This is a genomic window from Cystobacter fuscus (assembly GCF_044360685.1).
In the GTDB taxonomy this organism is placed as follows: Bacteria; Myxococcota; Myxococcia; order Myxococcales; family Myxococcaceae; genus Cystobacter; species Cystobacter fuscus_C.
The window spans coordinates 8,448,074-8,462,301 of the sequence record NZ_CP043491.1 but is presented as its reverse complement, the minus strand read 5'-3'; the positions used below and the strand labels follow the sequence as shown (position 1 = coordinate 8,462,301).

At 68.8% G+C, this 14,228-nt stretch carries 13 protein-coding genes; 6 read left to right on the top strand and 7 right to left on the bottom strand.

Annotated features, from left to right (window positions below):
* Window positions 1-49 precede the first annotated feature (49 nt).
* The 3 genes from F0U63_RS34610 (at window position 50) to F0U63_RS34600 (ending at window position 2,743) form a co-directional block, all read left to right on the top strand.
* Window positions 50-1,228 (top strand): DNA cytosine methyltransferase, encoded by a 1,179-nt coding sequence (locus tag F0U63_RS34610; protein ID WP_395836699.1) that lies wholly within the window; start codon window positions 50-52, stop codon window positions 1,226-1,228.
* Window positions 1,218-1,868 carry an Eco29kI family restriction endonuclease gene (locus F0U63_RS34605; protein ID WP_395836697.1) on the top strand — a complete coding sequence of 217 codons (651 nt, stop codon included), beginning with the start codon at window positions 1,218-1,220 and terminating at the stop codon, window positions 1,866-1,868. The genes F0U63_RS34610 and F0U63_RS34605 overlap by 11 nt, the downstream gene beginning before the upstream one ends.
* Window positions 1,869-1,948: 80 nt before the next feature.
* Window positions 1,949-2,743 carry a hypothetical protein gene (locus F0U63_RS34600; RefSeq protein ID WP_395836695.1) on the top strand — a complete coding sequence of 265 codons (795 nt, stop codon included), beginning with the start codon at window positions 1,949-1,951 and terminating at the stop codon, window positions 2,741-2,743.
* A 38-nt stretch (window positions 2,744-2,781) separates the two neighbouring features.
* Here F0U63_RS34600 and F0U63_RS34595 read toward each other — a convergent pair whose 3' ends face one another.
* The 7 genes from F0U63_RS34595 to F0U63_RS34565 form a co-directional block, all read right to left on the bottom strand.
* Window positions 2,782-2,994, bottom strand: coding sequence for a hypothetical protein (locus F0U63_RS34595; protein ID WP_395836693.1), 213 nt, complete (start codon window positions 2,992-2,994; stop codon window positions 2,782-2,784).
* A 140-nt stretch (window positions 2,995-3,134) separates the two neighbouring features.
* On the bottom strand, window positions 3,135-3,608 hold the full coding sequence (locus F0U63_RS34590) for a hypothetical protein (RefSeq protein ID WP_395836691.1): 474 nt from the start codon (window positions 3,606-3,608) through the stop codon (window positions 3,135-3,137).
* 69 nt (window positions 3,609-3,677) lie between these two features.
* A complete protein-coding gene (locus F0U63_RS34585) occupies window positions 3,678-5,327 on the bottom strand; it encodes an ATP-binding protein (protein WP_395836689.1) in 1,650 nt (549 codons plus the stop codon).
* Window positions 5,324-6,712: a peptide ABC transporter substrate-binding protein gene (locus F0U63_RS34580; RefSeq protein ID WP_395836687.1), complete on the bottom strand. Its 1,389-nt coding sequence runs from the start codon at window positions 6,710-6,712 to the stop codon at window positions 5,324-5,326. The genes F0U63_RS34585 and F0U63_RS34580 overlap by 4 nt, the downstream gene beginning before the upstream one ends.
* Complete coding sequence (locus tag F0U63_RS34575) at window positions 6,709-8,058, bottom strand: VCBS repeat-containing protein (protein WP_395836685.1); 1,350 nt, start codon at window positions 8,056-8,058, stop codon at window positions 6,709-6,711. The genes F0U63_RS34580 and F0U63_RS34575 overlap by 4 nt, the downstream gene beginning before the upstream one ends.
* Window positions 8,055-10,622 carry a penicillin-binding protein 1A gene (locus tag F0U63_RS34570; RefSeq protein ID WP_395836683.1) on the bottom strand — a complete coding sequence of 856 codons (2,568 nt, stop codon included), beginning with the start codon at window positions 10,620-10,622 and terminating at the stop codon, window positions 8,055-8,057. The genes F0U63_RS34575 and F0U63_RS34570 overlap by 4 nt, the downstream gene beginning before the upstream one ends.
* A gap of 72 nt (window positions 10,623-10,694) precedes the next feature.
* Window positions 10,695-11,708, bottom strand: coding sequence for a tetratricopeptide repeat protein (locus F0U63_RS34565; RefSeq protein WP_395836681.1), 1,014 nt, complete (start codon window positions 11,706-11,708; stop codon window positions 10,695-10,697).
* Window positions 11,709-11,878: 170 nt separating this feature from the next.
* Between F0U63_RS34565 and xth the strand changes: the two genes are divergently transcribed.
* The 3 genes from xth (at window position 11,879) to F0U63_RS34550 (ending at window position 14,220) form a co-directional block, all read left to right on the top strand.
* Window positions 11,879-12,652, top strand: a complete 774-nt coding sequence (gene xth / locus F0U63_RS34560; protein WP_395836679.1) for an exodeoxyribonuclease III — start codon at window positions 11,879-11,881, stop codon at window positions 12,650-12,652.
* A 97-nt stretch (window positions 12,653-12,749) separates the two neighbouring features.
* On the top strand, window positions 12,750-13,256 hold the full coding sequence (locus F0U63_RS34555) for a hypothetical protein (protein WP_395836677.1): 507 nt from the start codon (window positions 12,750-12,752) through the stop codon (window positions 13,254-13,256).
* Between the two features lie 34 nt (window positions 13,257-13,290).
* Complete coding sequence (locus F0U63_RS34550; protein WP_395836675.1) at window positions 13,291-14,220, top strand: acyl-CoA dehydrogenase family protein; 930 nt, start codon at window positions 13,291-13,293, stop codon at window positions 14,218-14,220.
* The last annotated feature ends 8 nt before the right edge of the window (window positions 14,221-14,228 follow it).

Sequence of the window (14,228 nt, the reverse complement as noted above, 5' to 3'; positions counted from 1 at the left end):
AGGATTGAAGCTTGCTCTGGCCCGAGAGCTGCTGCATGGATCGGTCACCATGGAATCCATCGAGCTCTTCACCGGTGCGGGTGGGCTAGCGCTCGGCACTCACGTCGCGGGTTTCCACCATCGCGGCTTGTACGAGTGGGACGCGGATGCGTGCGAGACGCTCCGCCGGAACGCCAGCATTGAGGCCCTGCCGGGCATTCGTGCGTGGCGTGTCCATCAGGCCGACGTACGGCTCAACTCCTACGCGATCTTCGGCCAGGGGCAGTTGGATCTGGTGGCGGGTGGGGCTCCGTGCCAACCGTTCAGCTTGGGTGGCAAGCATCAGGCCCAGGACGACTCCCGCAACATGATTCCGGAGTTCGTGCGGGCGGTGCGTGAGCTGCGGCCCCGCGCCTTCATCATGGAGAACGTGAAGGGTCTGACCCGTCAGAGCTTCCGCAATTACTTCGAGTACATCCGTCTTCAACTGACCTATCCCACCATCAAGAAGAAGCGCGATGAGGACTGGCTCTCGCACCTTCATCGGTTGGAAGCGGTGAAGACTCGGGGGCGGAGGACGGAACTTGAGTACAACGTCGTATCGGAGTTGTTGAACGCCGCCGACTATGGAGTACCGCAGGTGCGGCAGCGCGTCTTCATCGTGGGTTTTCGCGCGGATACCGAGTTGGAGTGGCACTTTCCCGAGCCCACGCACAGCTTGGATGCGCTCGTCTGGGAACAGCACATCACGGGCGAGTACTGGAAGCGCCATGGAGTTCGCCCCCCGCCTGACTCACCGGCGCGCTTAGGGGTAAAATTGAGTGACTTGGAAAATCGCGACGAGCCCTTTCCGACGAAGCCGTGGCGGACGGTTCGCGACGCCATCCTAGGGTTGCCCGAGCCGCGTACTGACCGTGAGTCCAGCGATTTCTCAAACCATAGGCTCAACCTGGGCGCACGCGCCTATCCAGGTCATACCGGGAGCCCATTGGACCTGCCCGCCAAGACATTGAAGGCTGGCGTCCACGGTGTTCCAGGCGGAGAGAACATGATGGTTCTCCCTGACGGCAAGGTTCGCTACTTCACCGTGCGAGAGGCCGCTAGGCTCCAGACCTTCCCCGACTCCTGGCGTTTCGAGGGCGCATGGTCCGAGGCAATGCGCCAGCTTGGCAATGCGGTGCCCGTGGAACTCGCGGCTGTAGTCGCGCGTAGTGTGGCCGCGAAGCTGAGGGCCCGTAATGGCCACTGAGGAATACAATCCACTCGACTACGCGAATCTCACTAGGAACTGCGTGCAGGAGTTGATGAGCCGAGGGCCGTACACACTTGAACTTCCTGAGGTTTTTAGTGGCTCAGGCGTGTATGCGCTCTTCTATACGGGAAGCCTTGCTGTTTATCGCCCTATTCGTTCCGTGGATGCAAAATGGCCGCTCTACGTCGGAAAGGCCGTGCCTCCCGGAGCGAGAAAGGGGGCGAAGTCGACCACCGCTTCTCGTTCTCTGTTTCAACGTCTGCGTGAGCACCGCGAGTCGATCGATGCGGCCGTGAACTTGTCCTCGCGCGATTTCGTCTGTCGTTACTTGGTGGTTACTCCACTTTGGATCACGATGGCTGAGAGGTTCTTGATCGAGAACTTCCAACCAGTATGGAACGTCTGCCTTGAAGGATTTGGTCTTCACGACCCGGGAAGTGGTCGCTACCAAGGCCAGCGTAGTTGGTGGGATGTCCTCCATCCTGGGCGTTCTTGGGCAACTCGACTCAAGGAAACTCGAAGCAAGGCGGATGCGGAGCACAAGGTGAAGGTGTTTCTTAAAGATCGCAAACCCGGGGCTCTTATGCCCGCGCTGGATGCCGATCCGTCGTCTTTCATGGAGGATGACGATGATTGATGCTTATTTCCCAGGTGTCTGGGTCGTGTCTGGGCTGAGCTGGATGGTTTTTGACTCGAATTCCGTGGGAATCCTTGCCTATGGCCAATAAACCACGACCTCCGATTCTTGGAGCGAATGAGGGTGATGAAGGCGATGAGGATGGCGAGCCGGTATACCGAACGATCACGCCGATCAGGGATGTGCCGGATGAGCAAGTTTTTCGCTTTGAAATTGGTCCCGCAATCCTTAGACAGCTTCTTGAAAAGCTAGATAAAATACCGAGGAGTCCCATACAAGAGGCGTTGGGCGCTAAATACCCAGGGTTTTATCAATTATTCTTGAATGGCGAGGCCAAATATATTGGTAAAACCTCACGGCCTGTGGGGGCCCGGCTTCGGGAACATGTAAGGAAACTTCGTGGCCGAGTCGGTATTTCCCTTGAGAACGTGCAATGCCGCTATGCTTTCGTGGAAGATCCATCTTTGGTTGATGTGGCGGAAGGCGCGTTGATTGATTTCTTTTATTTGAGAGGCCTTGCTGAATGGAATCTTAGTGGTTTTGGTTCAAAGGTTACAGGCTATGGTCGAGGTCGTACTGCTGCCTCTGAGTGGAGCCTTCAGTTTCCGCCAGATCCAGCCCTTTTGCTTGAGGCAGGTGCTGACGAGAAATTAACGCTGATTGGACTTATAGCAACAATTGGATCAGGTTCCTCGATTACATTTTCAGTGCCCAGGGAGTATAAGGTGGATTTCAAGGCGGCCCACCCTGAGTTGTTGGATGTGCCCCGAGCGACTCGCTCATTGGGTGAGTGGGCTTCGATTGTGGAGGGATTTCTTAAGCCTGGATGGCGTATAGATAGGCAGTCTATGAGTTGGTATGTGGTCGCTGTATGAGTTGCGCGGTTGTTTTGTTGTCTATGGGGCGCGGTGGCCTATCTCGATCGAGCCAATCCAGCCAACTGATTGAATGGCTTTGTTGATAGTCGAGATTGCATCGGCTCGTCGTGGAACTCAAACGGAGTGGGCGGGGATGGCGTGAAGAACGCCCCCTGGCCCAGCTCGCCGCCTATGTCCGGCTTGCCGCCGTGCTCCTGGAGGATGCGCGCGGCGATGGCCAGTCTCAACCCCGTGCCGCCCTCCTTCATCGTGAAGTAGGGCTCGAAGATGCAGGCGTGATGCTCGGGTGGGAATCCCAGGTCCGCTGCTGCTCCGCCATCAATGTCTCCTGCTCCGTTCCTTTCTTCCGCACGAGCAGATCGCCTCCCCCTCGCGCCAGCGCTTGACTTCAGGCAAGGGCGGTAGCCGCTCGCCCAGCCGCCTGTTTCAATGAGGCGAGTCCAGCGATCTGCGCATCCTTGTAACCTGATGCTTCAATGCAGGAGACGATCATCCGCAGAATTTCCTGCCACCCGGCAACAAAGGTGCTCTTGGTGGTTTGAACCGACTCGCGCCCGGTCAAGTCCTCTGCTCCATGTTCAGGACGAGCAACTGCGTGGATCTCCACGACGGACGGATCCCATTTGAGCGCCCAATGATAGGGGAGTCCGGTGGATGGCCAGTCCACCTGAAACGTTCCCGATGGAGAGTTCTGTATTGCAAGAAGCATCTGGACAATGTCGTCAGCCATCAAGCTCAAGTCGTATTTATAGCTGAGGGACATCTCTATTCCGTCCCAGTCCAACGTCGAGCATGCCCCCAGTGGAAATACTGTCTGCATGGCGTCGCTGATGGTCGAATCGCCAGCATCGTGCACTGCCAAGCAAGTTGGTGCTCCTGCTCTTAACGAAAACATCCTGATCCCGCCTACTTCATCGGTTCGATGTGGAACTCAAACGGAGCGGGGGAGGGACAGGGTGAAACACGCCCCCTGGCCCGGCTCGCCGCCCACGTCCAGCTTGCCCCCGTGCTCCTGGAGGATGCGCGCGGCGATGGCCAGCCCCAGCCCCGTGCCGCCCTCCTTCGTCGTGAAGTAGGGCTCGAAGATACGGGCGCGATGCTCGGGAGGAATCCCCGGCCCGCTGTCCTGCACCTCCACCAGCGCCTCCCGCTCCGTCCCCTTCACCCGCACGTGCAGGTCTCCTCCCCCTCGCGCCATCGCCTCCTCGGCGTTCTTCACCAGGTTGACCAGCACCTGCGTCAGTTGATCCCGGTCCGCCCGCGCCACCACCCCCGGCTGCACCTCCGAGTGTAGGTGAATCCCCTCGGGCGGCGTCGCGTAGAGCGACAGCACGTTCTTCGCCAGCTCCCCCAGGTCCACCGGCTCCAACTGCGGCTTGGGCATGCGCGCGAACTGGCTGAACTCGTCCACGATGCGCCGCAGCCGATCCACCTCCTCCAGGATGACCCCCGCGCTCTGCCGGAAGATCGCCGGGAAGCGCGCGTCCTTCGCGTCCTGCACCGCCAGCAACGTCTCGATCGACATGCGGATGGGCGTCAGTGGGTTCTTGATCTCATGCGCCAGCCTCCTCGCCACCTCCTGCCACGCCGCCACGCGCTCGCTCGCCACCAACCGCTCCGTCGTCGAGCGCAGCTCCGTCGTCATGTGGTTGAACGTCTTCACCAGCTCGCCCACCTCGCCCGTCGTCTCCACCTGCACCCGCTCGTCCAACGCCCCCTGGCCCACCCGCCGCGCGCCCTCCGTCAGCGCCTCCACCGGCTGGGTGATTCGCCGGGCCACCAGCAGCCCCAGCAGCACCGCGAACGCCAGCCCCAACCCCGCCAGCAGCAGGAAGGCGCGCAACACCCCCAACGTCGCCTCGCGCTCCGCCGCCCGGCTGAACACGAGCCGCACCGAGATGCTCTCGCTCAGCGGCAACACCCGCGCCACCGTGGGCGGCGTCACCTTGCCCGCCCGCGCCACCACCGCCCCTCCCGACAGCAGCGTCACCTCCGCCTGCGTCAGCCGTGACAGGTGCGCCGCCAGCCCCTCGTCCAGCAACACGCCCCCCACCACCCACAGCCGCGCGTCCCCGTAGTCCACCGGCCTCGCCGTGACGAGCGCGGGCACCTCGCGCAGCCCTTCGTTCCCTCGCACCGACACCGTCACCGGTACCGGCTGGGGCGACTTCTCCCGCGTCACCGCGAAGAGCACCGGATCCGGATCCCCCCGGCGCGCCGGCAGATGCCCCGAGGACAGCGTCGTTCCCTGCCGATCGAAGAGCGACAACACCGTGAGGCCCCGGCTCTTCATCAACGGCCGCGCCGTGTCCGCCCGGATCGCCCGCGCGGGCGCATCCCGGGACTCGCGCGCCAGGTCCTCCAGGGCGGGGCTCTCCACCAGCTCCTCCACCGCCCGGCGCACCGTGGCCGCGGTCCGATCAATCGCCTCCTTCCCCGACGTGGTGGCCCCCTCCATCCGCGCGTCCAGGCTCCTCGAGAGCGTGGCGCGCAGCCGCGTCAGCGTGAAGGGCACCATCACCGCCAGCGGCACCAGGGCCAGCAGCGCGAAGGCCAGTGCCAGCCGCGTCCTCAGCCTCATCTCCTCCCTCCCGAGCCCCCCGCCGCCGGGGCCGGGGCGAGCCAGGCGCCCTCCAGCACGGGCAGTCCCTGGGCATCGAAGACGAGTCCACCCACCTCCGGCTCCGCGCGCAGCGCCAGTCCCTGCGCATAGAGCGGCAGCATCGGCAGGGACGGGGCGATCGCGAGGGCCCGCTCGCGCACCCGGGCATCCCGCGCCGCCGCGTCCGGCAACGCGCCGATGCGAGGCAGCTCCACGCCCAGCAAGTCCTTGCGGCCCGCCGCGTCCATCACCACCGCCAGCGCGGGACCCGGCACCGGGGGCAAGAGCAGCGAGTGGAGCATCAGCTCGTAGTCCCCCTTCGCCCAGCGCGCCCGGAGCTCGGCACGAGGCAGCGCCGTCAGGGCCACCGTGTAGCCCTGGTCGTGCAGCTTCACCTGGAGCCGCTCGGCCACCGCGCGTTGATCCTCGTTGTCCGCGTCGTGCAGCAGCGTCACCTGTCGCGCCCACGAAGGCGCGGGAGGGCGGGGAGGACGAGGCCCCGCGGCCTTTGGCATCAGCGCCGCGGGCAGCAGGTGCGGCATGGGCTCGGCGGGCCCGCGCACGAAGAGGCGCGTGAGATCCTCTCGGTCCAGGGCGTTCTCCACCGCCTGCCGGAAGTCCACCGGCACCCGCCGGGGTGACCAGGCCAGATAGGTGGCGTACAGCGCCGCGCCGGTGCTGCTGCCCGGATCCGGGGGCACGCCGAGCGCCACCTGGGTGCCGTGCGTCGACAGCAGGCGCGTGAGTCCCCGCTCATCGGTGGCGCGCGCGCGCAGCGTGTCCAGGTACGGCCGCCCGGGAGGCCAGGAGAGCCGCGCGTCCAGGGTCTGGGCGGTGGCGGTGGAGTAGGAGAACGGGCCGAGCGCGGCGGCGGACGAGCGCGGCGGCGCGAGGGTGGGGTGGCACAGGGCCCGTTCCTGATCGGGCCAGGGGAAGGCGAGCGTCAGCTCCAGGGTGTCGCCCGTGGCGGAGAGCCGCCGGCCCTCGTCGCGCAGGGGGAAGAGGAGCGCGCGGTAGGGCGAGGTCTCCTCGGGACTGGAGAGCCGGGCCCAGGCCTGGGCGAGCGCCTGCGCCTGGGCGGGCGAGGGCAGCACCAGCCGCACCACCTGGGGAAAGGGGCGGGACATCGACAGGGCGAGCGCGGGCGCCACGTGTCCCTCGGGGGAGAGCTGGCAGACGGAGCGGGAGACGAGCCCGAGCAGGGTGGCCTCCAGCGGCGTGTCGGCGAGGGCGGGCACCGCGGGCGTGGCGGGTCCCGTGTGGGCGAGGCGCAGCTCTCCGCCATAGGGCGTCCGTCCCGCCGCCCAGGCCGGGGTGGCACCGAGGAGCAGGAGGCTGGCGAGGAGGGCGGAGCGGAGCGTCATGGCGCACCCTGGCGCAGGAGGAAGAGTTCGCCCGAGCCATCGGGCCGGGTGAGCCCCACGAGCACCTCGCGCAGTGCGTCTCCGTCCAGGTTGGCCGTCACTCCCAGCAGCGCGCGGCCCGCGGGCAGGGGCCCCTGCCAGAGCGGCTCGCGAGACAAGGAGATGCCTCCCTTCGTCGGGAAGACGCGCAGGACGTCGGGCGTGGGTTGGAGCTCGGGCGAGGTGGTGAACAGCTCTGGTGTCCCGTCACCCTCCACGTCTCCGAGCAGGCTGCCCGCGCCGAGTCCCGAGAGCGGCACCGGGGCCGCCGAGGGCTGGGCGTAGAAGGAGCCCGAGCCGTCCGGATGAACGAGGAGGACCTGGGCGCCGGCGGTGCTGAAGGAGGTGAAGCGGGCCGGGACGTGCTCGAGCCGCTGGTCTCCGGGGCCGAGCCGCACCTCGGGGGCGAACGCGGTCTGTCCCGGCACGAAGGCGCCCCGGGCCTCCGGTCCCAGGGGCACGGTCTCGAGCCGGGACACGAAGCGCAAGGAGCCCTGTTCCAGCGCCAGCACCGTGCCGTGGGCATAGCGGGTGGAGAACGCGGCGATGCGCGGAGGCCCGGAGAGGACGGCCACCGCGCCGAAGGGCTCGCGGGTGGCGGCGGTGGAGGGGGGCAGCACCTCCAGGGAGCGCTCGGCGATGAGGCGCCCATCCGCGGCGAACACCTGCACGGCGCGCTCGGTGAGCACCACCACCTCGTCCCGTCCGTCCCCATCGAGATCCCCTGCCGCGAGCGCCGCGAGCGGCGTGGGCAGGTGCGCGAAGGAGGCCCCCACGAAGCGCAGCGGACGCGGCGTTCCGGTGGTGGTGGGAGGCGGTGGGCGAGGGGGCTCCACGGCGGCGAGCGCGAGGACCGCCGCATCCGCCTCCACGGCTTGGACGAGGGCGGCGGCGGGAGCGGGCGGACGCGAGGGCGTGCGGCCGGACCAGAAGTTCACCCAGGTGCCCACCACGTCGCCGCGCGCGTGGAGCTTCCCGGCCTCCAGGGCCAGGGAGAGCCGCACCAGGGCACGGGCTCCCCGCTCCCGGGCGAGCGGCTCCGCGGCCTCGGCCGAGGGCGCGTCCAGGACGAAGGGCGCGAGTCCCCGCTCGGCCAGGCGCGCGGTGAGCAGCGTGCCCCAGGCGCGCCGCAGCTCGGGGGACGCGCCCGAGAGGAACAGTGCCACGGGGGCCTCGGGCCGGGCCTCGCCCACGTCCTTCGCCACCGTCTGGGCGAGCCGTTCGAGCGCGGCGCGCGCGGGGGCCGGTTCGGCGGCGGCGGCGAGGGCGGCGGCGAGCAGCAGCGTGGCGGCGAGGGCGCGGCTCACAGCCCCCGGCTGCCTTCCTGGAGGAAGAAGTCGGTCTCGGAGGCGTGGCCGGGCGGAGGCGCCTCGGCGGTGGGCTGGGTGCCCTCGAGGAAGGACTCGAGCCGGCCGGGCACGGAGTTGCCCGCGAGCAGTCCCGTGGCGGGATCGATGCGCACCTGCACCACGCCCGGGGGCACGTCGAACTCGCGCGAGGGCAGCCCCTCGTGCGCGGCGCGCATGAACTCCAGCCAGATGGGCAGGGGGGCGCGGCCGCCCGTCTCCGTGCTGCCCAGGGGCGAGTGGTCATCGAAGCCCACCCAGGCGCTGGCCACCCAGTCGGCGGTGTAGCCGGAGAACCACGTGTCGCGGCTCTCGTTGGCGGTGCCCGTCTTGCCCGCGGCGGGGCGGTTGAGCTCCGTCACCGCGCGCGCCGTGCCCTCCTCCACCACGCTGCGCATGAGCGACGTGGTGAGGAAGGCGACCGCCGGGGGCAGCTTCTCCTCGAAGGCCGGCTGGTGCTCCTCGAGCACCTTGCCCTGGGCATTCGTCACCTTGAGCAGCAGGAGGGGCTCGGCGTAGCGGCCGTTGGCCTGGAGCGTGGCGTAGGCGTTGGCGGCCTCCAGCATGCTCACCTCGCCGGTGCCCAGCGCCAGGGTGAGGTTTTCCGGCAGGGGCGAGCGGATGCCCGCGCGGTTGGCGAAGTCGATGGCGGCCGCGGGGGTGATGGCCTCGATGATGCGCACGGACACGGTGTTCTTGGACTTGGTGAGCGCGGTGCGCAGCGTCATGGGGCCCTCGAAGGTCCGGTCGTAGTTCTGCGGCTTCCACGTCTTGCCGGTGTAGGGGTCGCGGATGGCCTCGGGGGCGTCGTTCACCGTGGTGATGGGGGTGAAGCGCCCGCTGCCGAGCGCGGCCCCGTAGATGAAGGGCTTGAAGGACGAGCCGGGCTGGCGCCGGGCCTGGGTGGCGCGGTTGTAGGGCGAGCGCGTGAAGTCATAGCCACCCACGAGCGCCACCACGTGCCGGTCCGTGGGGCGGATGACGACGAGGCCGCCCTGCACGAGCGGCACCTGATCCAACGTGGCGTCGAGCAGCGCGGGTGCCGGGGTGACGCGCAGCACGCGCACGTGCACGATGTCCCCGGGCTTCATCACCTGCGACATCTTCGTGGGCGCGCTCTTGCCCTTGAGGCGGGCCCAGGTGACGGAGGCGAAGGGGATCTCCGCCATGCGCCCCACCAGGTCCACGCGGGCCTTCTTCGCCGTGTCATCCACCTGGGTGACGACGCCCGCCACGCGCAGGCCCTCGACGAGCGGCGCGAGCACCACGCCCTGCGCGAGCTTCTCGTCGGGCGACAGCGTGGCGTCCTCTTCCTCCTCCGTGGGCGTGGGCGCCACCGGGGCTCCGGCCACCGGGGGCGGCGGCTCCTCGGTCTGCGCGAGCGAGGTGAGATCCGCGACGGAGGCGCCTTCCTTCTGCCGGCGGCCCGCCTCCTCCACCTGTTTGGCCAGCAGGGGCTTGAGCCGCTCGAAGCGCGCGAGATCGATGGTGCCCACCGGGCCGCGGTAGCCCTGGCGCCGATCCACCGCCTCCAGGCCCTTGCGCACCGAATCATCGGCCACGGCCTGGAGCTTGGGATCCATGGCGATGTCCACGCGCAATCCGCCGCTGAGCACGGCCTCCTCGCCGTAGCGAGCCACGAGCGTGCGGCGGATCTCCTCGGCGTAGTACAGGCCCTGCTCCGCGGGCGGCCGGGGCGCGAGCACGATGGGCTTCTCCAGCGCCTTGTCCACCTCCGCCTGGGGGGCGAAGCCGTGGAGGGCCATCTGCTTGAGCACGTACGTCTGGCGCTGCTTGGCCTTGACGATGTTGCGCTCGGGGTTGATTCGGTTGGGCGACTGCACCGTGCCCGCCAGCACCGCCGCCTCGCCCAGGCTCAGCTTCTCCGCGTGCTTGCCGAAGTAGTAGAGCGCCGCCTCCTCGATGCCGCTGCGGCCCTGCCCGTAATACACCTGGTTGATGTAGAGGCTGAGGATCTGATCCTTGGTGAGCGCCTGCTCCACGCGCGGGGTGAGGATCCACTCGCGAATCTTGCGCGACAGGCTGCGCTCGGGCGTGAGCAGCATGTTCTTCACCACCTGCTGCGTGAGCGTGGAGGCGCCCGACTTGCGGCTGCCGGGGATGAGGTTCTTCACCGCCGCGCGCGTCATGCCGAAGAAGTCCAGGCCCGCGTGGTTGTAGAAGTCCGCGTCCTCGGCGGCGAGGAAGGCGTTGCGCACGTGGGGCGGGAGATCCTCGATGTTCACCACGGTGCGCCGGCCCTGGGGCAGGAAGTACTCGGCGCACACCGAGCCGTCCGCGCACCGCACCTTCGTCACCTGGGGCAGGGCATAGGTGCGCAGCGCCTCGGCCGAGGGCAGCCCCTGGTTGAACCAGGCGTAGACGCCTGCGCAGGCGAGCACGAGCAGCACTCCCGCCACGGCCGCGAGCACCAGCAGCCGCTTCGTCCAACGCCACAGCCGGCCTCCCGGACCGGAACGGGGCGCGGGCGCCGGGGGAGTCGAGGAGGAAGGAGAGGGAGTCATGGGGTACGGGGACGGCGAGGGGGGACGACGTTAAACCGCCGGGCGGGGAACCGGAATGCCCTTCCCGGAGGGTCAGCCCGGATCGACTTCCCGCGCCCGCTCGCGCGAGACGGCCTGGACCTGGGCGGACGCGTGGGTCTGGCGCTCGAGCCGCGCGTGGTTGAGGCGGGCCTTGCGGTTCTTCGGAGACAGGCGCAGCGCGGTGTCGAAGGCCATGGCGGCCTCCTCGTAGCGCCCCAGCCGCTCATAGGCGAGCCCCAGGTTGTTGTGGACGAAGCCCTCGTAGGGCAGCAGGTAGGCGGCCTGGGCGAGCGCCTCCACGGCCGCCTCGTCCTGGCCGGCGAGCAGCCGGGCGAAGCCGAGGTTGTTGAGGGCGTACCCATGGTACGGGTCGAGGTGCACCGCCTGCTGGAAGCGGACGATGGCGAGCTTGAGCTGCCGGGCGGCCAGGTGGGCCCGGCCGAGCACCTGGTACACCTCGGGGTACTCGGGATCGAGCAGGAGCGCGGCCTCGGCGGCGTGCAGGGCGCTCTCGGTCTGCCCCAGCTCCAGGAGGATGCGGGCCTTCTGCACCAGGGGCTCGGGGCCGTCCGGGAAGAGGTGGGCGAGCTCCTCGTAGGCATCGGCCGCGAGCTGCTTCTGGCCGGTGAGGCGGGCCAGAGGGATGAGGTGATCGAGCGCCGTCTCGCGCGCGTCCAGGTCCTCCCCCGCGTCGTGCACGGCGCGGCGCGCCTCGGTGAGGGCACCCGCGAGGTCTCCCTCCTGGCGCAGCACGCGCGCCCGGCCGAGGTGATCCACCGGGGCGAGGTGCTCCTCGTGGGGCAGCGAGAGCGCGTCCGCGGGCTCGGCGGGAGCCACGTCCTCGGCCGTCACGGCGCTCGCCTGGAGGGACGCGTCCCCGGGTTGGGCCTTGAAGGAGGGGCACGGCGCGGCCTCGGCGGACGCGGCCCGGGGGGCGGCGCGGGTGACGGGAGACAACCCCTGGGGGCCTCGCAGCGAGCGGGCCTCACAGCCGGCGAGACAGAGGGTGACGAGGCAGGCGAACAGGGTGGTGGAGCGCATGTGAAGGGGTAGTGCGACGCCCATGCCAAGGCGGTCTCCCCTCTATGGGACGGCGCGTCATGCGGGAGGGCGAGGACGCTCGCCCGCTGGGGAAGGCGCCGCCGTGTGGTCCGCGGGCCACACCGTGGAACATACTTGGACCTACAGGGGAAAAAGGGTGGCGAGGTAGGAGATCACATGCGACCTTGGCTGGGATGAAGATCGCTGCCTGGAACGTGAACTCGGTCCGCGCCCGGCTGGACCGGCTGGTGGAGTGGTTGAAGAACACTCAGCCCGACGTGGTGTGCCTTCAGGAGTTGAAGTGCACCGACGCCGAGTTTCCGCGGGAGGCCGTGCTGGCTGCGGGCTACCACGCGGCGGTGCACGGGCAGAAGACGTACAACGGGGTGGCCATCCTGGCGCGCACGCCTCCTCAGGACGTGGTGAGTGGCCTGTCCGACGGGGTGGAGGACTCGCACGCGCGGGTGATCGCCGCCACGGTGGACGGGGTGCGGGTGGTGAGCGTGTACGCGCCCAACGGGCAGCAGGTGGACTCGCCCGCGTATGTCTACAAGCTGGAGTTCTACGCGCGGCTGCGGCGCTACCTGGACACGCGGCACAAGCCGGGCGAGCCGCTCGCGCTCTGCGGGGACTGGAACGTGGCGCCCGAGGACCTCGACGTGTGGGATCCGGTGGCGTGGCAGGGGCAGACGCTCTTCACCGAGAAGGAGAAGGCGGCGTGGCGGGAGCTGTGCGCCTTCGGCCTGACGGACACGTTCCGCTCGCTGTACCCGGCCGAGAAGAAGTTCAGCTGGTGGGACTACCGGATGCTCGCCTTCCAGAAGAACCAGGGCGTGCGCATCGACCACGTGCTCGCGACCCAGCCGCTGGTGAAGCGGCTGACGGAGGCGGGGGTGGATCGCGAGGCGCGCAAGGGCAAGCAGCCCTCGGATCACGCGCCGGTGTGGGCCGAGTTCAAGGCCGGCTGAGTGTTCAGGGCGCCACGCCTTCGTGCGCCCACGGGGTTGCCATCGAGCGGGAGGGGGCCCACCTGAGGGTCTGCCTCCCAAGAGGGAAAGGAACCCCATGGCCGCCAGGAAGAGTGCCCGCAGCAGCACCCGCTCGTCTTCGGGCAAGTACACGCGCCCCGCGCTGCGCGAGCGGCTCAAGAAGAAGATCCAGGCCGGTGACAAGGGCGGCCGGCCCGGTCAGTGGAGCGCCCGCAAGTCCCAGCTCCTCGCCCAGGAGTACAAGAAGGCTGGTGGCGGCTACACGGGCGGCAAGGGCGAGGCGCAGAAGTCCCTCGACTCCTGGACGAAGGAGGACTGGCGGACACGCGAGGGCAGCACCCGGGCGCGTCGTGGCCGCACCACCTCGCGCTACCTGCCGAAGAAGGCCTGGGACTCGCTGAGCGAGAGCGAGAAGCGCGCCACGGAGAAGAAGAAGCGCTCGGCATCGCGCCGGGGCAAGCAGTTCGTGGCCAACACCCCGGCGGCCAAGGTGGCCCGGAAGAAGGCCGCGTCCAAGCGCTCCGGGAGTCGGCGGACCTCCTCGAAGACCTCGGCCAGCCGCTCCCGGGGCAAGTCCCGATAGCGCTCCAGTGGAGTCTGTCTAGAGTAGCGCCGCCATGGACACGCTCCCGCGGTTCCTCCTCTCCGAATCTCCCCACCCGGCCCCGCTCGGCTCCGTCGAGGACTGGTGGACGCAGCACCTGCGGCTGGCCCTGCGCTTCTCCCTCCCGGTGGACGTGGCGCTGGCCGCGGGGTTCTGTGCCGACCGGCTGGGGTATGCGTTCGCCTCGGGTTACCACTCGGCCATCCGTTCCCTGCTTCCGGGTCTGCCGCGTGAACACCGCTACGCGTTGTGCGCCACCGAGTCCGGAGGCGGTCATCCCGCCGCCATGCAGACGCGCCTCTCGGGCCCGGAGTCGGGACCCTGGCGCCTGGACGGCACCAAGACCTTCGTCACCCTGGGCCACGCGGCGGACGAACTGCTGGTGGTGGCCAGCGAGGGCCAGGACGAGGGGGGACGCAACCGGCTGCGCTTGGTGCGCCTGGACGCGCGCCGCGCGGGAGTGACGCTCTCGGAACTGCCGCCCCCGCCCTTCGTCCCGGAGGTGCCCCACGCGGAGCTGCGCCTGGAGGGTGTGGCGGTGGAGCTCGGCGAGGTCCTTCCCGGGGATGGCTACGTGCGCTTTCTCAAGCCCTTCCGGACGGTGGAGGACTGCCATGTGTTCGCGGCGGTGCTCGGCTGGCTCCTCCAGGTGGCGCGGCGCTCGGGCTGGCCGGACGAGGTGCGCGAGGGACTGCTCGCCCTGGCGGTGATGATGCGGGGGCTCGCCCAGATGGAGCCGGAATCCCCCGAGGTCCACCTGGCGCTCGGGGGGGCGATTGGCCTGTTCCGCGAGCGCGTGGCGTCGTTGGAGCCGCTCTGGGCCCAGGTGGATGCGCCGACGCGCGAGCGCTGGGAGCGGGACCGTCCGCTGCTCCAGATCGCCGGGAAGGTGCGCGCCCTGCGCCTCGAGTCCGCCCGGCGGAGCCTCTCCGGACGCGGGTGACACGCCGC